Consider the following 24,068-nt stretch of genomic DNA (forward strand, 5'->3'; position numbering starts at 1 on the left):
CTATCCAATTTCTTCATGTAGTAAATCCAACCCCTCGCGAATAATCTGCTGGTGAGGTTGCTTCGAAATACAAATGAACTCCGTCAGAGCGAAGTCTTCCGGAGCCACTTCGTACAAACCGAGGTTCTCCATTTCGTCCAAGTCCTTTACCATACAAGCTTTAAGCAACTGCAGCGGGTAAATATCCAGAGGAAACACGCGCTCGTAGGATCCTGTCACTACAAAGGCACGGTGTTCTCCGTTGGTATTGGTATCTAAATCGTACTCCTTCTTGGAATTCAACCAAGAGAAGGTCAGCGCACGTGTTGAACTGATTTTATTGAAAACCGGCTTATTCCAACCGAAGAATTCGTAATCGTCTCCTTCTGGAATAGCAGAAACCGCTGTGTTGTAGAAACCAAGATGGCCTTCCGGATCGGTTTGCGTTCCCGTCAAAACGTCTCCGTTGATGAGGCGGAAATTGGTGTCTTTTACCCCACTCGCGTACAACATGGTCGAGAGCTCTGCCCCGATTTTAGTGGTGTAGTATTTGGGCTCCTTGATCATCGAGCCACCAAGAGAAACCACACGCTCAGCGTTAAAGCGACCTGTCTTGAGGAACTCCCCAATAATGACCAGATCCCAGGCGCTAACGGTCCAGACCACTTCTCCTTTGTTGATCGGATTCACTTTATTGATCTGAGTACTGACCAGACCAGCAGGGTGAGGTCCTTTGACCGAGTGAAGTTCAATACCACTGGCTCCTGCAAAGACAGAATTATTTTTGTCGCGTACCGAAACATGAACCTTACCTCTACTGAGTTTACCCAGAGCAGTCAAAGCCATCTGCAGTTCTTCCTGCTTTCCTTCTAAGATATAATCGATGTCGGCGGCCAGAGGAGCACTGCTGATCCCAGAGACAAAAATCGCTTTAGGCAAGCGGTTTGGATCTGCGATAATATCGTACGGACGTTGTTTGATAAAGGGCCAGCAACCGGACTCCAAAAGAGCCGACTTGATCTGCACAGCATCTGCTTGTTGCGGATCCAAAGGTTGGTGTTCCAAGTACTGCTGATCTTTGTCAGCCAAAATTTTGAGAGAAAGAATTCTTCTGCGGGCACCACGCACAATCTCGACCAGCTCACCACTGACAGGAGAAACAAACTTCATTGCTTCTTCTTGCTTGTTGTAAAAGAGGGGATCACCAGCTTTTAGCTCAGCTCCTTCTTTGACCAACATCTTCGGAGTAATACCGTGGAAGTCATCTAGTCGTAAAGAATAGGTGTTGCTACTGGCAGCTTTTGAGGTTGTTTTTTGCGCAGCTCCGATCAGCTTGATGTCTAAGCCTTTTGCGATTCGGATGTTCTTCGCCATATTTTTAAGAGCGCTTTAATTTTCGAAAATCGACGACAAAAATAGCACTTAAACGTTTGGTTTCATAATTCTGATCTAAAATATTGGGCGTATATCGAGCTTCCTTCTCACCCCTGTATTTTTGTTTACCTTTGACTGCAAAAAAGCGGCATGAAGCCCCAAAAGACTAAACAAGTCAGGAGAATAAGGCACGCCTTTTCCCTTCTGCTTATCTTCTTTTCCAGCTCGATTTTGGTACAAGGGCAGGAACTTCTTGAAATTGCCCCTCCCGAGAACATCAAGTCCATCATTTTTAAAGGTCCTACAGAAGATCAGTTTCCGCTAATTCAGTTAGGGGAATCCCTTCGTTTGGAATTTGATGACCTCACCGCCCGCGAAAGCGACTACTACTACCGAATCCGTCACTGCGATCACAATTGGGAGCCTTCTCAGCTGCTAAAATCACAGTACCTGGATGGCATGGACAACCAGCGAATCATCGACTACCGCAACAGCTACAATACCCTGCAGGCCTATTCGAATTACCGTTTACAACTCCCCAATTCCTTGGTTCGCGTTAAGGTGAGCGGAAATTATGTTCTCGAAATTCTGAACTCCAGTAACCAGCTGCAGTTCTCGAGACGCTTCGTGGTTTACGAACCGCTGGTTGTGGTGAGTGGAGTAGCCAAACGATCCCGGAATTTCAATTTTGTCAACACCAAACAGAGCATCCAATTCAGTATTAATACGGGCGCCTTTCGAGTGGTGAATCCACGGCAACAAATCAAGGTGGTCATCATTCAAAACGATCAATGGAGAACGGCCATAAATGGCTTGAAACCTCAATTCACAAGAGGCCCTGAATTGATCTACCGATACGACCAGGAAAGTAGCTTTTTCGGAGGCAATGAATACCTGAATTTTGACACCAGTGATTTGCGGGGCCCAACAGCGGCCATTGCCAAAATTCGGGTAGAAGATGTCTACCAGCATTACCTGTATACCAACCAATACCGCTACGACCGACCCTACACCTATTTTCCTGATATCAACGGAGATTTTGAATTACGCACTCTTCAGGGACGTGATCCCTCCAGAGAAGGAGAATACACCGATGTGCATTTTAGCCTTCCCTACCGTGATGTTATGGGCCTAGACCAGCTCTACATCTACGGCAAGTTCAACAACTACGAATTGGACGATATCAGCCGCTTGGAATACAACGAAGAGAACGGCATGTTTGAAGCCACAGTTCGCCTTAAACAAGGCTTTTACAACTTCAAATACGTCGCTCTGAATGATCGCGGGGAACTGATCGACAGCAAGGTGAGTGGTGACTTTCACTTTACCGAAAACAACTACCGCCTGCTGGTTTACTTCCGGGATTTCGGAGGCCAATACGACCGCCTCATCGGAATAGGCAACGTCAGTTCTGCGGGCATTGCGAATTGATTATCTTTAAAAGACCAAGCCAACACTATGGAAGAGGACAAGCGTCATTTACCCAAAGGCCGGTTCGCTTTGAAATTCCGAGGCACCAGCTGTCTGAACTGCGGTCACACCTTGGATATTAGCGACCGCTACTGTCCGAATTGCGCCCAGATCAACAGCACCAAGAAATTAGCCCTCAGAGATTTCGTCGATGAATTCCTCAACAGTGTAATCAATTACGACTCCCGTCTTTGGCAAACCTTTTACGCTCTTTTACTTCGCCCGGGAAAAATCACGACGGATTATATCGCCGGAAAGCGAATTTCGTACACCAATCCGTTCCGCTTTCTGCTGAGTTTAGCATTCATCTATTTTATTCTCTTTGCGTACAAGAACAACTTTAACCAGCTCGATCAGGAAGTCAAAAATTTGGACGAGCGCATGTTGGGCGGCCCTATCAGTGTGGATTTTGGCAACGATCCAGAGCAACCTGTGAGCGCCCTAATCACCAACCAGCTGGACTCCTTGGCCCCCGGACAGTTGCAGGACACCTCTGCCCAAAAGGCCGTTCAACTCTTGGATTCTATCGTCAAGAACGACCCCAATATCCCAGATACCTTCAAGGCTTTGGACTCCTTGCAAAGCAGCGGAAAGCTCGACTCCCTAGTCCATCGCGATTCGTTAATGCTGAGCAACCCCAAACAGTATTTTGACCTCCTCGAAACCCGAAGCAGCTTTGGAAACTTTCTGGAAAAGGTGGAATTCTTTACCCGCCTGCTGCACAACAGTTACCTCGAAACCTTTGAAGAAGGGATCGATCGCTATGATGTGGAAGACACCTTTTGGAACCGGCTATCCTTTCAATTTGCAGGCAGTGTTTTGAAGACCATTCAGGAACCCGGAAACTTTATAAACGGGCTTTTTTCACGCTTACCGTTTGTCGTATTTTTCTTTTTACCTCTGTTTACGATTTTCATTTTCTTGGTTTATATCCGAAAAAATTTCACTTATACCGATCATTTGATCTTTAGTTTTCACAACCAGTCGCTATTATTTATCTTGCTCATCCTGAGTATGCTGATCGACATGATGCTTAGCATTGACAGTAGCGGAATTTTCGTTTTAATCTTCGGAATTTATCTCTACAAAGCCATGCGAAAGTTCTACGGTCAGAACCGATGGAAAACGATTTTGAAATTCACTTTTCTCAACGCAGTATTTACCGGCTTGGCCATTTTATCTGTCCTTGCCTTACTAATGGGAAGTGTGGTAACCTACTAGAGAAATGATCACCTTAGTCACCAAAGGAATTAAAGTTACAGTTCAAACTAGTTTTGAAGGCACATTCTTCAAAAACTACAAGATGCACTATGCCTTTGGTTACACCATCACCATCGAAAACCAGACCAAGGAACCTGTCCAATTGATCAGCAGACATTGGGATGTATTGGATTCCCTGAAAGAAATGGAATCGATTGATGGCGAAGGGGTGATTGGCAAAAAGCCAGTGATTCAACCTGGACGCTCTCACACCTACAGTTCAGGAACACTTTTGGCTTCGCCTATCGGCGCTATGAAAGGGTTCTACGAGATGGTTAATCTCAGTACCACAGAGACCTTTGAGGCGGAAGTTCCGACCTTCAAGTTCGCTGCTCCATTTGCCCTGAATTAACGAGGGCTAATCCGTACCTTTGCCCAAACTTAAATTTACTACACATGGGGAAAGGTTTCTTCGAAGTTCCTACCGCAATCAACGAACCGGTTAAAGGATATGCTCCTGGAAGTCCGGAACGAGCAGAGGTGCTAAAACAGTACGAGGAATTTTACAACCAACAGATTGACATTCCGATGTTTATTGGAGGAAAAGAAGTGCGAACCGCCAACAAGCGTCCACTTAGCCCTCCTCACGACCACCAACACCAGGTCGGAGAATACTCTTTGGCCACCGAAGAATTAGTAGACAAAGCCATCAGCAATGCGCTAGAGAGCCGCTCTAAATGGGCTTCGATGCGTTGGGAACAACGCGCTGCTATTTTCTTGAAAGCCGCCGAATTAATCGCTGGTCCTTACCGCGCCAAAATCAATGCGGCGACCATGATCGCACAGTCCAAAACTATTCACCAGGCCGAAATCGATGCCGCTTGTGAGCTGATCGATTTCTTGCGGTTCAACGTGGAGTATATGTCTCAGATTTACGCAGAACAACCGGATTCTGCTGAAGGTATCTGGAACCGCGTGGAGTACCGCCCATTGGAAGGATTTGTCTACGCCATCACCCCTTTCAACTTTACCGCTATTGCAGGTAACCTACCTGCCAGTGCGGCGATGATGGGGAATGTTGTTCTTTGGAAACCCAGCGACAGCCAGATTTACTCTGCCAAGGTGATCGTGGACGTATTTAAAGCGGCCGGCCTTCCTGATGGCGTCATCAACGTGGTTTACGGTGATCCGGTTATGGTAACCGATAAGGCCTTAGGTCATGCCGACTTCTCCGGGCTTCACTTTACCGGTTCAACGGACATCTTTAAAAAGTTGTGGAAGCAAATCGGAAACAATATTGACGTTTACAAAACCTACCCACGTATCGTGGGAGAAACGGGAGGAAAAGACTTTATTCTTGCCCACCCTTCTGCCCCAGCTCAACAAGTAGCCACTGCCATCAGCCGTGGAGCTTTTGAATTCCAAGGACAAAAGTGCAGTGCTGCATCTCGCGTCTATCTTCCTGCTTCGAAGGCAGACGAAATCCTGGCTTCAGTGAAAGCGGATATCGAATCCTTCAACCCTCCAGGATCGCCCGCCGATATGAGTAATTTCATCACCGCAGTGATTCACGAAGGTTCCTTTGACAAACTAGCTTCTTATATCGACGGAGCGAAATCCGACAGCAATGCCGAAATAGTTGCAGGGGGTAACTACGACAAAAGCAAAGGATACTTTATTGAGCCTACAGTGATCAAAACAACGGACCCACATTATGTGACCATGGAAACCGAGCTCTTCGGCCCTGTTGTTACCGTGTACGTCTACCAAGATGAAGATTGGTCTTCTGTTTTGAAGCTGGTTGACACGACTTCCATTTACGCCTTGACCGGTGCTGTACTCTCTCAAGACCGCTACGCGATCGAAGAAGCGACTACTGCGCTAGAAAACTCGGCTGGTAACTTTTACATCAATGACAAACCCACAGGAGCCGTTGTAGGGCAGCAACCATTTGGAGGTGCTCGGGCTTCAGGAACAAACGACAAGGCTGGATCAGCGCAAAACCTGTTGCGTTGGGTTTCTCCGCGTCTGATCAAGGAAACCTTCGTAACCCCAGAGGACTACAGGTATCCTTTCTTAGGCAAGTAAACCACCTTTTTGGTTTCGAAAAATTCTTCTTTGAAGAAACGGGATAACGGGATTTCTTCTGCATCAGGGTAGGACTGCATCTCTTCAGTGAGATCACCCCCCTTGAGGTAGAGAATCCCGTTTTCTCTTTCGTGTCGGCTCTTTTTCTTCAAGCGACCCTTTGTCCAGTGAACAAAAGTGGGCATGGCCGCCACGGCACGGCTGACGATAAAATCATAGTGCTGGGGCAAGTTCTCTACTCGCTCATGATGGGCTTGTACATTGGTCAGTCCCAAGCCTTCGACCACCTCATTCACCACCCTTATTTTCTTGCCGATAGCATCGACAAGAGTAAACTGGGTTTCAGGGAAAAGGATGGCCAAAGGAATCCCCGGAAAACCACCTCCGGTCCCCACATCCAAGACCTGCGCCTCGGGTAAAAATTCCTGCACCTTGGCAATCCCTAAAGAGTGCAAAACATGACGCAAATAGAGCTCATCGATATCCTTACGGGAAACCACATTGATCTTCAGATTCCAGTCTTGGTAAAGGGCTTCGAGCTGATCAAATTGCTCTTTTTGTTGAGGCGAAAGATTCGTAAAATACTCGTAAAGCAGTGTGGATTTCATGGATTTCCCCGTATTTTGCATAAAAATACTATTTTCAGTTTCTACCAACGGCTATTGGAAAGCCCTTAAAAAAGGCAGAGAATGACTATGAAAGCAGATCAAATTAAATTCCCCCGACGAGATTCAACGCAGTTTTTCCGTACGCTGAACAGCCGCGTAAACGACTATTTTAAAAGCAATAAGATCAAAAAAACGGGCAATTGGCGCCTGCATGCGAAGACTATCGTGATGTTCGCCATTTTTCTTGCACCTTATTTTTTGATGCTCTCCCTCTCTTTACCGGTTTGGGCCATGTTTCTACTCACCATTGTGATGGGTATCGGAATGGCTGGAGTTGGTATGAACGTGATGCACGATGCAAACCACGGTTCCTACTCCAATAAAAAATGGGTCAACAAATTGATGGGAAGCAGTATGTATCTGCTCGCAGGGAATGTGTATAACTGGCAAGTACAGCACAATGTACTTCACCACACCTACACCAATATCCACGAGCACGATGAAGACATGGAAGCCGGACGGGTTTTGCGTTTTTCGAAGCACGCACCTTGGAAGAAACACCACCGTTTCCAGCACTACTACTCCATTTTCCTCTATGGACTTTTGACCTTTAACTGGGCAATTACCACGGACTTCAAGCAGATGTACCAGTATACCAAACGCAAGCTTTCTTACGGTAAGATGCCAAACCCAATCGCGAACTGGACAACTTTGGCGATCACCAAAGCCCTCTATTTCAGCATTTGGATCGTACTTCCTATTTTGTTTTTTGACATTCCTTGGTGGTACGTACTTATCGGGTTCTTTGTCATGCACTACACGGCAGGATTGATCCTCAGTGTAGTCTTTCAATTGGCTCACATCATTGAAGACGCAGAAACGCCTCTACCAGATGAGAGTGGAAACATGAAGAACACCTGGGCTATTCACCAGTTGTTTACCACGGTAAACTTCGGTACGAAAAGCCGTATTTTGAATTGGTTTACGGGAGGGCTTAACCACCAGGTGGAGCACCATATTTTCCCACACATTAGCCACGTCCACTACACCAAGATCTCGAAGATCGTAAAAGAAACGGCTAAGGAATTCAATTTGCCTTATAATGAGTACAAGTCCATGCAATCGGCTGTACTTTCGCACTTCCGCCACTTAAAAGAATTAGGAAGAAATCCGGCCATGGCCTAACATCTTCTTTCTTTTTTGTGAATTGAGTTGATTTTTCTTCAACAGTCGGTCTGTTCTTTAAAGAAAGCCTGCTACCTTTGGGGCTTTTGATAAAAGAACATCCTTATGTCCACTGAACAATCGCTCTCGCAACGGATCCAAAACATGGAAACTTCGGCCACTCTGGCATGGCAGCTCGCGCACGTGAATTGCGCGCTGAAGGAAAGGATATTATTGGTCTTAGTCTGGGAGAACCGGATTTTACCATCCCTGATTTCATCAAAGAAGCCGCTAAAAAAGCGATTGATCAGAACTACAGCAGTTACCCACCGGTTGATGGCTACGCTGAGCTCAAGACCGCTATTCAAACCAAGTTCAAAAGAGATAATGGTTTGGACTACGGACCCAAGCAAATCGTCGTCTCCACAGGAGCAAAACAATCCCTATTCAATATCGCCATGGTGGTATTGGACCAAGGTGACGAAGTGCTACTTCCGGCTCCGTATTGGGTGAGTTACCGCGATATTGTGAAACTCGCTGAAGGGGTACCTGTGGAAGTATCGACCAGTATTGAGACGGACTTCAAAATCACTCCAGACCAATTGCGAGCTGCAATTACTCCCAAAACGCGTATGTTGTGGTTCAGTTCTCCTTGTAACCCCAGTGGCTCTTTCTACAGTAAAGCAGAATTGGAAGCCCTGGCAGAAGTATTGAAGGAACACCCGAATATCGTGGTGGTTTCGGATGAAATCTACGAACACATCAACTTTACCACCGCAGGTCACTGCAGCATTGCTTCTTTGGACAGTATGTACGACAGAACTGTTACCGTAAATGGAGTTTCAAAAGCCTTCGCCATGACCGGCTGGAGAATTGGTTATATCGGCGGACCTGAGTGGATCGCCAGAGGCTGCAACAAAATTCAAGGACAGGTAACCAGTGGCGCAAATGCCATTGCGCAACGCGCTGTAATTACAGCCTTGGAAGCTCCCGTGGAACGTATTCAGTACATGATCGACGAATTCCACAACCGCCGTGACCTGGTCCTTCAACTACTGGGTGAAATTGACGGATTTAAGCTCAATGAACCCCAAGGAGCATTCTACGTATTTCCTGATATTTCGGCCTTCTTCGGTAGAGCATTCAAAGGGAAAAAGATCGAGAATGCTTCGGACTTTGCCTTGTATCTTCTAGAAGAGGCCCAGGTAGCAACTGTAACCGGTGCCGCCTTTGGCAGCCCAAACAACATTCGAATCTCTTACGCCGCCTCCGAAGAGGAATTGAAGGAAGCCATCTCACGCATCAAGCAGGCCCTTTCTTAGTGGGCCTTGGTCCAGAAGTAGGGATTGAATAAGATCAATACCGTAAAGAGTTCCAGACGCCCCAAAAGCATCAGAAAGCCACACCACCATTTCCCGAGATCAGGAAGGCCGTTGTAGCTACTCACCGGATCAAGCGAGCCCAGTGCGGGACCTACATTCCCTAAGGCCGAGGCCGCTCCACCAATGGCCGAAACAAAGTCCAGGCCCAAAAAGCCCAAACCTAAGGCTCCTATGATGAAGAGAAGCATATAAAGGACGAAGAATCCGATAATATTGAAAACGATGGTTTCACTGACGGACTTGTCGCTGTAGCGAACCGGAATGATGGCATGCGGGTGCAAAGCCCGTTTAAATTCAAGGATTCCATTCTTAATAATGAGTAGGTGACGCACCACCTTGACCCCCCCCGCCGTAGAACCGGAAGATCCTCCTAAAAACATCAGGCCAAAGAAAAATATAGTCAAAAAGGGTGTCCAGGCTGTAAAGTCAGAAGACACAAAGCCTGTTGTTGTAACCACCGCTAAAACCTGGAAGAGTCCATGACGGAAGGCACTTTCTGCCGCTCCCCAGACCATGGGGTGGGATTCAGAAATACCCACCTCAGTACCCCAGTAGATAACAGCAGTCGCTGTCAGGGTAAAAAGCAGAATAAAACGCAAGTAGTACCGGAACTCTTCATCCATCCATACCCGTTTAAACTTGCGGGTAAATGCGTAGTAACTCAAGACGAAATTCGCACCGGCAAAAAACATAAAAAAGATAACAATGTATTGAATCACGGGTCGATCATTCCAATGTGCCAAACTGGCATTTTTAGTCGAAAAACCTCCGGTCGACATGGTCGACATGGCGTGGTTCAAGGCATCGAATAAACTCATACCCGCCACCCAGAGCAGTAATGTTTCGGCCAGGGTATACCCCAGGTAGATGAGCCATAACCTCTTAGCCGTATCGGTTATACGCGGGTGAAGCTTATCTCCACCCGGCCCAGGGGCTTCTGCAGCAAACAACTGCATCCCTCCTATCCCGAGCAGCGGCAGAATGGCGATAGCCAAAACAATAATCCCCATTCCTCCAATCCAATGGGTTAAAGAGCGCCAGAACAGAATGCCCGCGGGCAAAGACTCTATGTCCTCAAAGATCGTGGCTCCTGTAGTGGTATAACCAGAGATGGTTTCAAAATAAGCATTGGTTACTCCTCCACTAACCCCCGAGATCAGGTAGGGCAGCATTCCCGAGACAGAGAGCAGCACCCAGCCGAGGGTAACAATGATATATCCTTCTCTCTTGGCTACTTCCTTGCGGTGGCCCCGTGTATAGAACATGGCCATCATTCCAATCAAAAGGGTGATAATGGCACCTAATGCAATGTCTAAGGTGGTTGATCGGGGATCACCCGCCAGGGCACTGACCACCGTCGCGAGAAGCATGAAACCTCCATTGAAAATCAATAGGAGTCCCATGATATGAACGATTATCCTCGCGTTCAGGTTCATCAATTAAAAAGCTTTTCGATCGGCCCAATAGCACGCGGCAAACAACAAACAACCACTTTGTCGCCAGCTTTAATCTCAAAATCTCCCAAGGCAATGATCCCAATTCCATCGCGAATAACTCCTCCGATAATGGCTTCCCGCGGAAAATCCATGTCCTTGATCTTTTGACCGGTCACCAGAGATCCAGCCTTTACCTCAAACTCAAGGATCTCAGCATTGAGGTTGTTCAGCCGCGTAAGAGCCAGTACCTTCCCTTTTCGGATGTAGCGGAAAATAGTATTGGCCGCCAGTAGTTTTTTATTGATCAGGGTATCAATTCCGATGGAATGAGACAACTGAAAGTAATCCATATTTTCCACCAAAGCGATGGTCTTCTTGATCTTTTTGGATTTGGCGACCAGGCAAGACATGATGTTGGTCTCTGAATTCCCAGTAACGGCAACAAAGGCATCCATGGACTCCAAGCTTTCTTCCTCGAGAAGTTCGGCCTTTCGCCCATCACCGTTAATGACCAGGGCATTCGGCAATTTATCAGCAATGTCAAATGCACGTTCTTTCTGCTTTTCGATCAACTTGACATTGAAACGGTTGTGGCAGAGATCGCGTGCGGTTTTCATCCCGACACTACTTCCTCCCAGGACCATGACATTTTTTATATCTTTCTTCTTCATCCCTGTCAGCTTATAAAGCTCTTCAACTCCCTCGTCTGCCGTGATAAAGTAAACCTGATCACCTTCCTTGAGCACCGTGTCACCACGCGGCACAACCGTATACTGCGTTCCCTTTCTTCTCAAAGCGATCGGCATGAAGTGAAGTTCCGGAAAAATCGTTGCCGCTTCCTTCACCGACTTCCCGACAAAAGGCGCAGACTTGGGCAAGAACGCGCCCAAAAGGGTTAACAGTCCACCCTCAAACTCATAAGTCTCATTAAAAGCGGATTGGCTTAAGAGCTGCTGAATTTCGGTCGCCGCTAACTCTTCGGGAGAAATCAACTCATCTATTCCTAATTGATCGAAGTCAATGGTTTCGCGGTGTTCCAAAAACTCGGTATTGCTAATACGCGCAATGGTCTTCTTACACCCCATTTGTTTGGCCAACATACACAAGGTAATGTTCGTCGCTTCAGAGGCCGTTACTCCAATCATAAGATCAGAGTTCTCGATATTCGCGTCAGTCAGAACCGCAATAGAAGTCGCATCTCCTCGGATAACTTTGATATCCAAGTGATTTTCGGCGTATACCAGACTGTTTTTGTCTGTGTCGATTAAGGTAATATCCTGTGCTTCGTAGGACAGTAGTTTTGCAAGGTGGAAGCCCACCTCACCTGCACCTGCAATGATGATTTTCATGCAAATATACTTGGGGCCACTTGGGTAATTTTTCAATAATTGGCCACCGTTTCGGGGGTAAAATTACCTAATTTTTGAACAGAAACCAGCACATCAACAGACCGCTGTAGATGTCTTATCTTTGCAACCCCTTAAAATAGGGTCTGAATGGAAAAGAAAGTTGTCCCTTATAAAAAATCAAAACTGGGTAAAAAACAGCAGGTTACCCATATGTTTGATACCATATCCGAGAACTACGATCGCCTCAACCGCGTCATCACCCTGGGTATTGACTTGCGTTGGAGAAAGAAGGTGATCTCTTTGGCTACCGAACATGAACCCCAACGTGTTTTGGACGTAGCCACAGGAACAGGAGACCTCGCCATTGCCTTGGCCGAAAAAGGAAATGCGCAAATCACCGGACTGGATATTTCACCTGGAATGTTGGAGGTTGGAAAGCAAAAGATCCAGAACAAACAATTGAGCAAGCAGATTGATATGCTCATTGGTGACAGCGAAGAAATCCCCTTTGAGGACCACACCTTTGACACGGTTACGGTGGCTTTTGGTGTTCGCAATTTTGACAACCTGGAAACCGGGCTCAAAGAAATTCAGCGGGTCCTGAAACCCAAGGGGAAGTTGGTGATACTAGAAACCTCCGTTCCTGAAAAAGCGTTTTTCCGATGGGGTTATAAAATATACTGCCAAAACTACCTGCCACTGGTCGGTAGATTGCTGTCCCGAGACGAGATGGCTTACTCCTATTTGTCAGAATCCGCCGCTCAATTCCCTCACGGAGAAAAATTCAACAATATTTTGGCCAAAAGCGGGTTTATAGATATCGAGAACATTCCCCAAACATTTGGGGCAGCGACCATCTATACAGCGTCAAAATAAATGAAAAAAGCATTTTTCGGGGCTCTTCTTTGCAGCCTCTTTGCATCAGGCCTGTACGGGCAATTTAAGGAGAACCCTATTCTCAACCTTCAAAACGAAGACAAGAGAAAACTCAATTGGGGGTACTACCTCGGTTTTAACCAATTCGATTTTCAATTTGATTACCAGCTCGACCGCGGACAAGACATCCTCGTTGACAAATCCTATGGGTTTAATGTGGGATTGATTGGCGAAATGCGCATCAATGACTACCTTGATTTACGTTTTGAACCGGGCTTATTCTACACCCAAAGGACCCTCGGATTTCCGGGCTTTAGCTCACAAGTTGACGCTATACGTGAGACCCGATCCACCTACATCAGCTTTCCTTTACTTATAAAAGCGAGTGCCAAACGCTTCGGAAACTGGAAACCTTTTATTATCGGAGGAGTTTCGACCGCACTGAATCTGGGGAGTAAACAGGACAGTCCGGATGACAACCGCGCCGGTGAGTTCCGAATGAAGAAACAGGTGTACAGCTATGAGGTTGGTTTTGGGATCGATTTCTATACCACCTATTTCAAGTTTTCACCCTCCATTCGAGGAGTTTTTGCGCTGACGGATGAATTGGTTCCGGACAACGACCCCGCGAGCCCATGGACCAGCAACATCAATGCGATGAGAACAAGAGGGGTGTTTATCAACTTTACTTTCGAGTAGGAAGAGCCGCCATAAATATGGCAGCGGCTGTAGCCACATTTAAACTCTCTGCTTGAGCAAGGGGATGCTTGCTGATTTTGACTTTGCGGTCGATCACAGCAGCAGTTTCTTCCCGAATCCCTTGCCCTTCATTGCCCAAGACAAGAATACCCTCTTGGGGTAGCGGATTTTCTTCTAAAGCTTCTCCTTCCATAAAGGTTCCGAAAACCGGAAGTTGCTCCTCCTGTAAAAAAGCACGGAGATCACAGTATTCTACCCGAATGTTGGCTACCGACCCCATGCTGGCCTGAACGGCCTTTGGATTAAAACAATCTACCGTATCCTGGGAGCAAACCACACGAGAAAGACCAAACCAATCCGCGCAACGGAGAATAGTTCCCATGTTCCCTGGGTCTCTTAAACCATCCAGAGCCAATATCCACCCATCGGAACGTCCATCATCTTGGGGCTTTTTAAAGACGCCCAAAGTTCCGCTGGGATTGTCCAAGCTTGACAAACGTTTGAAGTCGTTTTCATCCACTTGAACATATTTGGAAGTAGCTTCTTTATCCTGATGCGTCACCAAACATTCAGCTTCGGCACCCCGCTTAAGCAAGTCTTCAACGAGCTTTTTGCCCTCTGCAATAAATAAACCCTCGGCATCCCGGTACTTCTTTTGCTTGAGTTTGGTAAATCGCTTGAGTTGGTTTTTAGAAAGCATGGGCTTCGAAAATGAGCAAATGATGTAATTTTGACGCTTATGAGGGTAATTGGGCCAAGGACTTGGAGGACATCGTTATTGCTGGCATTGACCTCCCTCCTCTTTGTGGGTTGCAGCTCGGTAAAACGAGTGGGCGACCACCAGTACCTCCTGACCAAAAATACGATATACCTCGAAGGCGAAAAAATAAGGTCAGACCAAGAAAACAACCTCCTGCTCCAACAACCCAACCGCAAACTCGCGGGCGTGCCGCTTCGTTTGCTACTGTACAACCTGGCCAAAGAAAATCCCGATTCTCTTTACCAGACCTGGCTCGATAAAAATCCAAAGCGACGCGAGCGTTTGGCCAAACTGCTCTCCGAAAAACAAGTGAGTCGATTAGGTGAATCCTTCTTGGTTTCGGGTTATAGCAATTTTTTAAAGCGGGTCGGGGAAGCACCGACCATCATCGATAGTGTCCGTACCCGAAAATCCAGAGATCGCCTCTCGGCATTCTACAGAAATCAGGGTTACTTCAACAATGCCGTCCGCTTTGAGTTAGAGCCGGGAAAACGAAAAAAGCGGGCCGATATAAACTACCATATTCGTCTTGGACAGCCCTTTTATGTGGATTCGATTCGCTACAACATCACCTCCCCAGAACTGGATTCACTTCTGCAGCTCAATACGGAGCAGTCCGCCGTAAAAAAAGGGCAGTTTAACTTGAATAACTTCAATGCGGAACGGGAGCGCCTGACCCGCCTGTTCAGGAATTCAGGGGTCTACAATTTTCAGGAGAGTTCGATCAACTTCGATGTGGTCGGAGATACCACAGAAGTGGCCCGAGACAGCGCCCTGCAGATCACCCTTAACGTGCGGAATCCCGCATCACGCGACAGCTTGCCTTCTTCAAACTACCGCATACACCGCTTTAAAAAGGTGAACATCTATACGGACTACCGTTTCGACACCGAAAAAGAGGATTTGGAATCACTGAATTATGAGGGTTATACGCTCTACTACAAGGACCGCCTTCGATACAAGCCTAAAGCCCTAATCGACGCGATCTTTTTTGAAAAAGACAGCCTGTACAGGGATCTGGATCGGATCAGGACCAATAGGCAGATCACCAACCTGAATAACTTCACCTACCCCAATATGGAGTTCTTGGCGGACAGCACGGGTTATTTAACCTCCAATATTTACCTGACACCTCGACCCAAATACTCTTTGAATCTTTCTTTTGATGTGCTCCAATCCAATATCCAACAGATCGGGACCACCTTTAGTGCATCGGTTATTTCTCGAAACATCTTTGGAGGTGCCGAAAATCTGAGTTTTTCGGCTCGGGGATCCGTCGGTCTGATCAAGGACAGTCCTGGTGCGATCACCTCGGAATTAGGGGGTACCGTAAACCTGACCTTCCCGAGGATTTGGTTTCCGACCAACACCGAAAAAATCATTCCTTATTATATGGTGCCCAATACCCGTTTAAGTATCGGTACCAATTTCCAACAAAACATCGGATTAGACAGGCAGTCTTTCAACACCACCTTAAACTACAATTGGACGTCCTCCGCCTTTGTCAAGAACGCAGTGGATCTATTGAATATTGAATTTGTACGAAACGTCAACCCGGACAATTTCTTCAATGTCTACCGGAACACCTTTACCTTGCTCGATCAGATCGCAGACCAGGAAGAAGCCAACCTCAGCCCAGAACAGATCGTCAACTTTATCGATCCCAACACCAATCAACTTGGAATTCCCAATGGAGCAGCTGCTTTTACCGCCGCTGCCTTATCGGGTCAAATTCCGACCATTGCCGCGGATTCCCTGGAATTGGTTCGAAGTATAGAGGAGCGCCGTCAACGCCTGGTCGAGAACAACTTGATCTTCACTGCTAACTACACCTGGCTACGTAACAACAGAACCAGCAACAATGATGAGGATTTTTCGCAGTGGCGGATCAAATTAGAGGCCGCAGGAAATCTGCTTTCCACGGTTTCAAATTTTATAGACTTTCGAAAAAACGACAACGACAAAAACCTGGTGTTTGGCGTACCCTATACGCAGTACGTCAAGTCCGAAGTCGATTACATCAAGCACTGGGATTTTCCGGGAAGTAGCGTTTTGGCCATGCGCGGTTTTATGGGCTTGGCGATTCCCTACGGAAATTCAGACAACATTCCCTTCGTACGCAGTTACTTCGCTGGAGGACCCAACGACAACAGAGGATGGAATGCCTATGAGCTCGGCCCTGGAAGAACCAACAACCTGAATGACTTTAACGAAGCCAATTTTAAACTCAGTCTTAACCTGGAGTACCGCTTCCCTTTGGTCGGGGATCTCAAGGGTGCCCTCTTTGCCGATGCCGGGAATATCTGGAACTTTTTAGACAACGAGAGCAATCCCGATGCAACCTTCAATGGATTTCGGTCCTTAGGAGACATTGCCCTGGGAACTGGGGTAGGACTGCGCTTTGACTTTTCTTATTTCGTGTTCCGTTTCGATACCGGCTTTAAAACCTACAACCCCGCCCTGCCCTATTCCGAACGCTGGTTTAGCGATTTTAGACTAAACAGGGCCGTCTTTAACATCGGGATTAACTACCCGTTCTAATGGTCTTTTATTACATTTGCCCGAAATAAATCTAACGTCCAAAACTATGTCGCATTCCATCCAACCTGGTGTAGCCACTGGAGATGAAGTACAAGCTATTTTCCAATACGCCAAAGAGAAGGGATTTGCCCTCCCTGCTGTGAATGTTATCGGCACCAATTCCATGAACGCTGTTATGGAAACCGCTGCCGAACTCAATGCCCCGGTGATTATTCAGTTTTCGAATGGAGGTGCTCAATTCAACGCAGGAAAAGGTCTTTCGAATGAAGGACAACAAGCGGCCATCCTAGGAGCTGTTGCCGGTGCCAAGCACGTACATCAAATGGCGGAAGCCTATGGGGTTTCTGTTATTCTACATACCGACCACTGCGCTAAAAAACTTTTGCCTTGGATCGACGGTCTCTTGGACGCCAGTGAAGAGCACTACAAAGCCACAGGAAAACCCCTGTTTAGCTCACACATGATCGACCTTTCCGAAGAGCCGATTGAAGAAAATATTGAAATTTGTAAGCAGTACCTCGAGCGCATGGCCAAAATGGATATGACGCTAGAAATCGAGCTTGGCGTTACCGGAGGGGAAGAAGATGGAGTAGACAATACCGATGTCGACAGTTCCAAACTGTACACCCAACCAGAAGAAGTGGCTTATGCCTATGAAGAACTTTCTAAAGTAAGCCCACGCTTTACCGTAGCGGCTGCCTTTGGAAACGTACACGGGGTATACAAGCCTGGAAACGTAGTTCTCACACCTAAAATTCTAAAGAACTCTCAGGAATTCATCGCTGAGAAATACGGCGTAGAGCACAACCACATCGATTTTGTTTTTCACGGAGGTTCTGGATCAACAGTAGAAGAAATCCGCGAATCCATCGGTTACGGCGTGATCAAAATGAATATCGACACCGATATGCAGTACGCTTATATGTCTGGAGTTCGCGATTACATCCAAGGGAAGAAAGACTACCTTCAAGCACAGATCGGAAACCCAGAGGGCGATGATGTTCCCAACAAAAAATTCTACGATCCTCGTGTTTGGTTGCGCGAAGGCGAAAAGGCATTTGTCGATAGACTGAAAAAGGCCTTTGCTGATTTAAATAATGTCAATACCTTATAGGTTTAACCTCAAAAGACAGGAAAAGTGAGTGATATGTCTGCATGGTTTCGGAGAAAAGAGAAAGGGATTCAGACCGCTACGGAGGAGAAAAAAGACACCCCTAAGGGGCTGTGGTACAAGTCGCCTACCGGCAAGATCGTCGAATCAGAAGAATTGGCGAATAATTTCTACGTCAGTCCAGAGGATGACTACCACGTGCGCATCGGAAGTAAGGAATACTTCGAAATTCTTTTTGATGACAAGTTCAAAGAACTGGATGCTGAATTGAGTCCTCAGGATCCGCTTCAATTCGAAGACACCAAAAAATACGTTGATCGCATCGAAGCAGCTCAGCGCAAAACAGGGCTTAATGATGCGGTTCGTACCGCTGTCGGAAAATCAATGGGCAAGGACCTGGTCATCGCCTGTATGGATTTTTCTTTTATCGGAGGATCTATGGGGAGTGTGGTTGGAGAAAAAATCGCCCGCGCTATTGACGTAGCCAAAAAGAAGAAGATTCCATTCTTATTGATTTCTAAGTCTGGAGGAGCCCGTATGATGGAGGCTGCACTTTCGCTGATGCAAATGGCGAAAACATCAGCCAAATTAGCTCAATTGGCCGAAGCGAGAATCCCGTACATCTCGTTGTGTACAGACCCGACCACTGGAGGAACGACGGCATCTTACGCCATGCTGGGAGACATCAATATCGCTGAGCCTGGTGCTTTGATCGGTTTTGCTGGCCCTCGTGTTGTAAAAGACACTACCGGTCAAGAATTGCCGGAAGGCTTCCAGACCTCTGAGTTTGTCTTGGAGCACGGTTTCTTGGATTTTATCTCGCACCGCTCTGATTTGAAGAAAAAAATCAACCTCTACATTGATTTGATTTCGAACAATCCTGTTCGAAACGAAGAAGAATAAGAAAATAGCTTAAAATCAAAAAGCCGCAGATCTGTCATCTGCGGCTTTTTTTGCACAAGAAACGTCCGAAAACTACTTTACAAATCGACGCAGGAAGACTTCTTTACTTTCTCCCTGAGCATTGGTAAAGATTCCTTTTGCATCACAGCTGCCGTCCCCAAAGTCCAAGGAAGCCGAATTCGCGTTTCGGCTAAAGGTCACCTCTCCGCTCACGATAAAACGACAAGAAAGTTCGCGGCGCAGGGTCTCGGTAATGGCTTTGCTGTAGGTATTGCCGGCACGACCGGTATAGGTCGCACTCCCTTCTATCAGGATGACATTGTCACCCCAAAATCCTGTTCCTACCCCTTCAACCCATTCGCGGCTGCGGTTACCCTCATAAGAGGCCATATCACCAGAAGGCCAGGTCAAATCGTAATTGGCAGAAACACTGCTTTGTGGATTGCCGTTGGCGTTGGAACGTTGGCGAAGAATGGAAGCAGAACCCTCCACGGCAACACCATTAAAACTGAAACTGGACAAGGAAAGATCAAGGGTTTTTTGAGCCATCTCCGGATCCTTGGCATAACTCAACTTTATGATACCGGCGAGGGTATTGCCATTCGGCAGGGTGCAGCCCTCTCCGAAGTCAATGGTCTTCTCTCTGGTCAATTCGGTCACCACCGTGGTCACGGTGACACATTCGGGAAGGTAATCCGAAACATAGCTGCTTTTTGATAGCAAAAGCGCCTCATCTTCCTTATAAACTTCTTCGGCCACTTGGGCGGTCTCTTCAGCGATCAATTCACTTTCGTCACTAAATTGCAATTCAGCAGTAGTGATCACTTCTTCTTGGTTGGTCTCCAGGGCCTCTGACTCTTCCGTTTCACAGGAAATAAAGGTGGCCAAAGCCAGGGTCATCATCAAGCGGGCCGGGGTTAATCGTATCTTTTTCATCGTTCAAAATTTAAGGTTTCCCTTTTTGGACTTCGAGACTTTCAAATGGTTTAATGGTTCAAAGGAAAACTGTATATTTGCGCCTTGATTGAAAGTCAATCATATACATAAAAATCATTTCAAGAATATTGGCATGTATCTAAGCAAAGAAGTAAAGCAGGAAATCTTCAAGAAACACGGAGGTTCCGAGACAAACACAGGATCCACAGAGGGTCAGATCGCGTTGTTTACCCACCGCATCAACCACTTGACTGGACACCTGAAAAAAAATCACAAAGATTACAACACTGAGCGTTCTTTGGTTCGTTTGGTAGGTAAGCGTCGTAGCTTGCTCGATTACCTCAAGAAAAAGGACATCGAGAAGTACCGTGCTCTTATCAAAGAACTAGGTATCAGAAAATAAAGTCTGCTAAAGGGGAAAGCGATTGCGCTTTCCCTTTTTTCATGGCACTCAAAAAGCTGCCTTAGGTTTTTCATTGGTCGACAACTTCAACACAACAACCCGACCGCCCGGATGGCGGAAGACCAAAAGAATAACAAAGGAAAACCTATGATTCCAAAAACTTTTCGCGAGGTCATCGACCTCGGAGATGGAAGAGAAATTTCCATCGAGACCGGTAAGTTAGCCAAGCAAGCCCACGGGTCTGTTGTGGTTCAATCCGGAAAATGTATGCTGCTCTGTACAGTTGTTTCCAACTACCAAGCAGCCGATGTAGACTTTTTACCCTTAACTGTAGATTACCGCGAAAAATTCGCCGCTGCCGGTCGTTATCCAGGCGGTTTCTTTAAGCGTGAAGCTCGTCCAAGCGACGGGGAAGTATTGACCATGCGTCTTGTCGACCGTGTTCTACGCCCCTTGTTCCCAAAGGACTACCACAGCGAGACCCAGGTTATGATCCAGCTGATGTCGCATGACGAAGAGGTGATGCCTGATGCGATGGCTGGTCTAGCGGCTTCTGCTGCCATTCAGTTGTCTGACTTGCCTTTCGAGTGCCCGATTTCTGAGGTACGCGTTGCACGAGTAGACGGACAACTCATCATCAACCCATCCAAAGCACAGCTGAAGAACGCTGATATCGATATGGTTATCGGTGCTTCCGAAGATTCTGTCATGATGGTTGAAGGAGAAATGAGCGAAATCTCAGAAGAAGAAATGGTAGAAGCCATTCAATTCGCTCACGAAGCCATTAAGGTTCAATGTGCTGCACAGGTGCGTTTAGCTGAAGCTTTCGGTAAAAAGGAAGTACGCGAGTACGAGCCGGAAGCATCTGATGAAGAATTAGAGAAGAAAATCTATGACTTGGCTTACGACAAAGTATACGCCGTTGCCAAAGCAGGATCTTCCAAAAAAGAGCGCTCTGAAGCCTTCTATGCGATCAAAGAAGAAATTGCTGCAGGCTTTTCTGAAGAAGAAGTCGAAGAGTACGGCGGATTGATCTCCAAGTACTATCACAAGGCTGAAAAAGCCGCGGTTCGCAACCTGACTCTAGAAGAAGGATTGCGTTTGGATGGCCGTAAGACCGATGAGATTCGTCCGATCTGGTGTGAGGTAGATTACCTTCCATCCGTTCACGGATCTTCTATCTTCACCCGCGGAGAAACCCAGGCCCTTGCCACGGTAACCTTGGGAACTTCCCGTGATGCGATCACCATTGACATGCCGTCTATGGAAGCAGAAGAGTCTTTTTACCTGCACTACAACTTCCCTCCTTTCTCAACCGGAGAAGCCCGCCCTATTCGCGGAACTTCCCGAAGAGAGGTAGGTCACGGAAACTTAGCCCAAAGAGCTCTTAAGCGAATGATTCCTGAGGACTGTCCGTATACTGTACGTGTTGTTTCTGAAGTATTAGAATCCAATGGATCTTCTTCCATGGCCACGGTTTGTTCAGGAACCATGGCGATCATGGATGCCGGGGTTCAATTGGTAAAACCTGTTTCGGGTATTGCCATGGGATTGATCACCGATACCGATTCCGGAAAATTCGCTGTTCTTTCTGACATTCTTGGAGACGAGGATCACTTGGGAGATATGGACTTTAAAGTAACCGGTACTGCTGACGGTATCACCGCTTGCCAAATGGACATCAAAGTAAAAGGACTTTCTTACGAAATCCTTGTTCAAGCTCTGAAGCAAGCCCGTGACGGACGTTTGCACATCTTGGAAAAACTGACAGATACCATCTCTGCTCCAAATGCAGAAGTGAAGTCTTACGCTCCAAAAATCGTTACAACTACGATCCCTGCGGACTATATCGGAGCCTTTATCGGATCTGGAGGAAAAAACATCCAGGACCTGCAAAAAGACACCGAAACCACCATCGTTATCAACGAAGACGAAGAGAACGAAGTGGGTGTTGTTGAAATTCTGGGGACTAGCCAGGAAGGAATCGACAAGGTCTTGGCCAGCATCGAATCCCTTCTCTTTAAGCCGGAAGTCGGCAGTGTATACGAAGTTAAAGTCATCAAGATCTTAGACTTTGGTGCTGTTGTAGAATATGTAGAGGCTCCTGGCAATGAGGTTCTTTTACACGTTTCTGAATTGGCTTGGGAACGTACAGAAAACGTAACGGATGCTGTAAACATGGGCGATGTATTCGATGTGAAGTACTTCGGATTGGATCCACGTACCCGCAAAGAAAAAGTCTCTCGCAAAGCGCTTATGCCAAAACCAGAGGGCTACAAAGAGCGTCCACCACGTAATGACAGAGACCGCGGAGGCAATCGCAACCGTGGAGATCGCGACCGTAAACCACGTCGCAATAAGGATTAAGCGTTCACACGCTCCTAATCAACCTGACCCGCACCTAAACCGTGCGGGTTTTTTTTACCCCCTAAATAGCGGATTTTCGGGCGGACACATATTTTTTTTCAATTAAATTTTACCGAATTGTAACTTTTTACAACTTTTTACGTATAACTATATGAGCCTCTTGCTCAGTAACTTAAATTGAGGGGAAATTTAGATGAGACAGTTAAAGATTACAAAACAGGTTACCAATAGGGAAACCGCATCGCTTGACAAGTACTTACAGGAAATCGGAAAAGTTGATTTGATTACGGCCGAAGAAGAAGTGGAATTGGCCCAACGAATCAAAGCCGGTGATCAAATTGCTTTGGAGAAATTGACCAAGGCAAATTTGCGTTTTGTGGTATCGGTGGCCAAGCAATACCAAAATCAGGGTCTTACCCTACCCGATTTGATCAACGAAGGAAACTTGGGATTGATCAAAGCAGCCCAGCGTTTCGATGAAACCCGTGGATTTAAATTTATCTCGTATGCCGTTTGGTGGATTCGTCAGTCCATCCTTCAGGCTTTGGCAGAACAATCGCGTATTGTTCGATTGCCTTTGAACAAAATTGGTTCGATCAACAAGATCAACAAGACTTTTGCCTTTTTGGAACAAGCTCACGAGCGTATTCCTTCCGCAGAAGAAATTGCCAAGGAACTCGATATGACCGTTGAGGACGTTAAGCAATCGCTTAAGAACTCTGGTCGTCACGTATCCATGGACGCGCCTCTTATCGACGGAGAAGATTCTAACCTTTACGATGTACTTCGCAGTGGGGAATCTCCTAATCCCGATAAGGACCTTTTACACGAATCATTGCGTACGGAAATTGAGCGTGCCTTAGAAACGCTTACTCCGCGAGAAGCCGATGTCATTCGTTTGTATTTTGGTCTGGCCGGACAGCATTCCATGACCTTGGAAGAAATCGGAGAGACCTTCGATTTGACCCGCGAACGCGTTCGTCAAATCAAGGAAAAAGCGATCCGTCGCCTAAAACATACCTCCAGAAGTAAAATTCTAAAAACCTATCTCGGGTAAGTCGCAGATTTCTCCGACAAAGTGCAGTTAAATTCGTCTTAAATTTTGATTTAGGGATTTAATTCGTATTTTGAACCGATATAACAGTTTATCATGACTGTTCGTTTTTTGATTGATGAATAAACTCCGGCTGATTACCGGAGTTTTTTTGCTCCTATTGAATCCGACAAAACGAAGAGCATAAAAAAAGGAGCCCAAAGGGCCCCTTTTTCCTCACCTAAACCAACACGCTGCTTTCTCAGGCAGCTATCTTAAATATTTTCTTAGAAAGAGCATTCTGTTAAAACCGTATCTTTCTTTTGTTCCATCAGGGTGGACAGAGTGTAATAAAATTTTCGCAAAGTTACGTAATTATTAATTTACTG

Annotated in this window: 19 protein-coding genes and 1 pseudogene; 14 read left to right on the plus strand and 6 right to left on the minus strand. The window is 46.5% G+C overall.

Going from position 1 to position 24,068, the window contains the following annotated elements:
* Positions 1–1,353: a Na(+)-translocating NADH-quinone reductase subunit A gene (locus BST99_RS07765; RefSeq protein ID WP_105001290.1), complete on the minus strand. Its 1,353-nt coding sequence runs from the start codon at positions 1,351–1,353 to the stop codon at positions 1–3.
* Positions 1,354–1,503: 150 nt separating this feature from the next.
* On the opposite strand from BST99_RS07765, the gene BST99_RS07770 reads away from it, so the two are divergent.
* The 4 genes from BST99_RS07770 to pruA are packed head-to-tail and all read left to right on the plus strand — an operon-like array spanning position 1,504 to position 6,111.
* Entirely contained in the window at positions 1,504–2,784 is a 1,281-nt protein-coding gene (locus tag BST99_RS07770) for a type IX secretion system plug protein (RefSeq protein WP_105001291.1), read from the plus strand.
* A 27-nt stretch (positions 2,785–2,811) separates the two neighbouring features.
* On the plus strand, positions 2,812–4,044 hold the full coding sequence (locus BST99_RS07775) for a DUF3667 domain-containing protein (RefSeq protein ID WP_105001292.1): 1,233 nt from the start codon (positions 2,812–2,814) through the stop codon (positions 4,042–4,044).
* 4 nt (positions 4,045–4,048) lie between these two features.
* Positions 4,049–4,435, plus strand: coding sequence for a Co2+/Mg2+ efflux protein ApaG (gene apaG, locus BST99_RS07780; protein ID WP_105001293.1), 387 nt, complete (start codon positions 4,049–4,051; stop codon positions 4,433–4,435).
* 44 nt (positions 4,436–4,479) lie between these two features.
* Positions 4,480–6,111 carry an L-glutamate gamma-semialdehyde dehydrogenase gene (pruA, locus tag BST99_RS07785; protein WP_105001294.1) on the plus strand — a complete coding sequence of 544 codons (1,632 nt, stop codon included), beginning with the start codon at positions 4,480–4,482 and terminating at the stop codon, positions 6,109–6,111.
* Here the strand turns inward: pruA and rsmG are convergent.
* Positions 6,084–6,719 (minus strand): 16S rRNA (guanine(527)-N(7))-methyltransferase RsmG, encoded by a 636-nt coding sequence (rsmG, locus tag BST99_RS07790; RefSeq protein WP_105002468.1) that lies wholly within the window; start codon positions 6,717–6,719, stop codon positions 6,084–6,086. The two genes, pruA and rsmG, sit on opposite strands and share 28 nt — an antisense overlap.
* Before the next feature lie 87 nt (positions 6,720–6,806).
* Between rsmG and BST99_RS07795 the strand changes: the two genes are divergently transcribed.
* Entirely contained in the window at positions 6,807–7,904 is a 1,098-nt protein-coding gene (locus tag BST99_RS07795) for a fatty acid desaturase family protein (RefSeq protein WP_105001295.1), read from the plus strand.
* A gap of 105 nt (positions 7,905–8,009) precedes the next feature.
* A pseudogene (locus BST99_RS07800) lies at positions 8,010–9,205 on the plus strand (pyridoxal phosphate-dependent aminotransferase).
* Here the strand turns inward: BST99_RS07800 and BST99_RS07805 are convergent.
* The gene (locus tag BST99_RS07805) at positions 9,202–10,701 is read right to left on the minus strand and encodes a TrkH family potassium uptake protein (protein ID WP_105001296.1); all 1,500 of its coding nucleotides are present in this window, start codon (positions 10,699–10,701) and stop codon (positions 9,202–9,204) included. The pseudogene BST99_RS07800 and the gene BST99_RS07805 sit on opposite strands and share 4 nt — an antisense overlap.
* Positions 10,701–12,050: a Trk system potassium transporter TrkA gene (gene trkA / locus BST99_RS07810; protein ID WP_105001297.1), complete on the minus strand. Its 1,350-nt coding sequence runs from the start codon at positions 12,048–12,050 to the stop codon at positions 10,701–10,703. Before trkA ends, BST99_RS07805 begins: the two co-directional genes overlap by 1 nt.
* 147 nt (positions 12,051–12,197) lie before the next feature.
* On the opposite strand from trkA, the gene ubiE reads away from it, so the two are divergent.
* Both ubiE and porT read left to right on the plus strand, forming a co-directional pair.
* On the plus strand, positions 12,198–12,926 hold the full coding sequence (ubiE, locus tag BST99_RS07815) for a bifunctional demethylmenaquinone methyltransferase/2-methoxy-6-polyprenyl-1,4-benzoquinol methylase UbiE (protein WP_105001298.1): 729 nt from the start codon (positions 12,198–12,200) through the stop codon (positions 12,924–12,926).
* On the plus strand, positions 12,927–13,625 hold the full coding sequence (gene porT, locus BST99_RS07820; RefSeq protein WP_105001299.1) for a type IX secretion/gliding motility protein PorT/SprT: 699 nt from the start codon (positions 12,927–12,929) through the stop codon (positions 13,623–13,625). It abuts the gene before it with no gap.
* Here the strand turns inward: porT and BST99_RS07825 are convergent.
* On the minus strand, positions 13,612–14,325 hold the full coding sequence (locus BST99_RS07825) for a TrmH family RNA methyltransferase (protein WP_105001300.1): 714 nt from the start codon (positions 14,323–14,325) through the stop codon (positions 13,612–13,614). The two genes, porT and BST99_RS07825, sit on opposite strands and share 14 nt — an antisense overlap.
* 78 nt (positions 14,326–14,403) lie before the next feature.
* Between BST99_RS07825 and tamL the strand changes: the two genes are divergently transcribed.
* The 3 genes from tamL to accD are packed head-to-tail and all read left to right on the plus strand — an operon-like array spanning position 14,404 to position 18,940.
* Positions 14,404–16,926 carry a translocation and assembly module lipoprotein TamL gene (gene tamL, locus BST99_RS07830; protein WP_245916217.1) on the plus strand — a complete coding sequence of 841 codons (2,523 nt, stop codon included), beginning with the start codon at positions 14,404–14,406 and terminating at the stop codon, positions 16,924–16,926.
* Between the two features lie 46 nt (positions 16,927–16,972).
* Positions 16,973–18,040 carry a class II fructose-bisphosphate aldolase gene (fbaA, locus tag BST99_RS07835; RefSeq protein ID WP_105001302.1) on the plus strand — a complete coding sequence of 356 codons (1,068 nt, stop codon included), beginning with the start codon at positions 16,973–16,975 and terminating at the stop codon, positions 18,038–18,040.
* A 33-nt stretch (positions 18,041–18,073) separates the two neighbouring features.
* Positions 18,074–18,940 (plus strand): acetyl-CoA carboxylase, carboxyltransferase subunit beta, encoded by an 867-nt coding sequence (gene accD / locus BST99_RS07840; RefSeq protein ID WP_105001303.1) that lies wholly within the window; start codon positions 18,074–18,076, stop codon positions 18,938–18,940.
* A gap of 72 nt (positions 18,941–19,012) precedes the next feature.
* On the opposite strand, the gene BST99_RS07845 is transcribed toward accD, so the two are convergent.
* A complete protein-coding gene (locus tag BST99_RS07845; RefSeq protein WP_105001304.1) occupies positions 19,013–19,876 on the minus strand; it encodes a hypothetical protein in 864 nt (287 codons plus the stop codon).
* Between the two features lie 133 nt (positions 19,877–20,009).
* Between BST99_RS07845 and rpsO the strand changes: the two genes are divergently transcribed.
* The 3 genes from rpsO to BST99_RS07860 all read left to right on the plus strand — a co-directional run bounded on the left by rpsO (position 20,010) and on the right by BST99_RS07860 (position 23,703).
* Complete coding sequence (gene rpsO, locus BST99_RS07850; protein WP_105002469.1) at positions 20,010–20,279, plus strand: 30S ribosomal protein S15; 270 nt, start codon at positions 20,010–20,012, stop codon at positions 20,277–20,279.
* A 147-nt stretch (positions 20,280–20,426) separates the two neighbouring features.
* Positions 20,427–22,646 (plus strand): polyribonucleotide nucleotidyltransferase, encoded by a 2,220-nt coding sequence (locus BST99_RS07855; RefSeq protein WP_105002470.1) that lies wholly within the window; start codon positions 20,427–20,429, stop codon positions 22,644–22,646.
* A gap of 193 nt (positions 22,647–22,839) precedes the next feature.
* Positions 22,840–23,703, plus strand: coding sequence for a sigma-70 family RNA polymerase sigma factor (locus BST99_RS07860; protein WP_105001305.1), 864 nt, complete (start codon positions 22,840–22,842; stop codon positions 23,701–23,703).
* Positions 23,704–24,068 lie beyond the last annotated feature (365 nt).

It is taken from the genome of Aureicoccus marinus (genome assembly GCF_002954325.1).
Taxonomy (GTDB): domain Bacteria; phylum Bacteroidota; class Bacteroidia; order Flavobacteriales; family Flavobacteriaceae; genus Aureicoccus; species Aureicoccus marinus.

Excerpts from the sequence above, each read along its gene's own strand:
- BST99_RS07825 (WP_105001300.1), bottom strand. The coding sequence starts at position 14,325 with ATGCTTTCTAAAAACCAACTCAAGCGATTTACCAAACTCAAGCAAAAG.
- fbaA (WP_105001302.1), top strand. The coding sequence starts at position 16,973 with ATGTCGCATTCCATCCAACCTGGTGTAGCCACTGGAGATGAAGTACAA.
- apaG (WP_105001293.1), top strand. The coding sequence starts at position 4,049 with ATGATCACCTTAGTCACCAAAGGAATTAAAGTTACAGTTCAAACTAGT.
- BST99_RS07775 (WP_105001292.1), top strand. The coding sequence starts at position 2,812 with ATGGAAGAGGACAAGCGTCATTTACCCAAAGGCCGGTTCGCTTTGAAA.
- pruA (WP_105001294.1), top strand. The coding sequence starts at position 4,480 with ATGGGGAAAGGTTTCTTCGAAGTTCCTACCGCAATCAACGAACCGGTT.
- BST99_RS07855 (WP_105002470.1), top strand. The coding sequence starts at position 20,427 with ATGATTCCAAAAACTTTTCGCGAGGTCATCGACCTCGGAGATGGAAGA.
- BST99_RS07860 (WP_105001305.1), top strand. The coding sequence starts at position 22,840 with ATGAGACAGTTAAAGATTACAAAACAGGTTACCAATAGGGAAACCGCA.
- trkA (WP_105001297.1), bottom strand. The coding sequence starts at position 12,050 with ATGAAAATCATCATTGCAGGTGCAGGTGAGGTGGGCTTCCACCTTGCA.
- ubiE (WP_105001298.1), top strand. The coding sequence starts at position 12,198 with ATGGAAAAGAAAGTTGTCCCTTATAAAAAATCAAAACTGGGTAAAAAA.
- porT (WP_105001299.1), top strand. The coding sequence starts at position 12,927 with ATGAAAAAAGCATTTTTCGGGGCTCTTCTTTGCAGCCTCTTTGCATCA.
- BST99_RS07845 (WP_105001304.1), bottom strand. The coding sequence starts at position 19,876 with ATGAAAAAGATACGATTAACCCCGGCCCGCTTGATGATGACCCTGGCT.
- rpsO (WP_105002469.1), top strand. The coding sequence starts at position 20,010 with ATGTATCTAAGCAAAGAAGTAAAGCAGGAAATCTTCAAGAAACACGGA.
- accD (WP_105001303.1), top strand. The coding sequence starts at position 18,074 with ATGTCTGCATGGTTTCGGAGAAAAGAGAAAGGGATTCAGACCGCTACG.
- BST99_RS07805 (WP_105001296.1), bottom strand. The coding sequence starts at position 10,701 with ATGAACCTGAACGCGAGGATAATCGTTCATATCATGGGACTCCTATTG.
- rsmG (WP_105002468.1), bottom strand. The coding sequence starts at position 6,719 with ATGAAATCCACACTGCTTTACGAGTATTTTACGAATCTTTCGCCTCAA.
- BST99_RS07770 (WP_105001291.1), top strand. The coding sequence starts at position 1,504 with ATGAAGCCCCAAAAGACTAAACAAGTCAGGAGAATAAGGCACGCCTTT.
- BST99_RS07765 (WP_105001290.1), bottom strand. The coding sequence starts at position 1,353 with ATGGCGAAGAACATCCGAATCGCAAAAGGCTTAGACATCAAGCTGATC.
- BST99_RS07795 (WP_105001295.1), top strand. The coding sequence starts at position 6,807 with ATGAAAGCAGATCAAATTAAATTCCCCCGACGAGATTCAACGCAGTTT.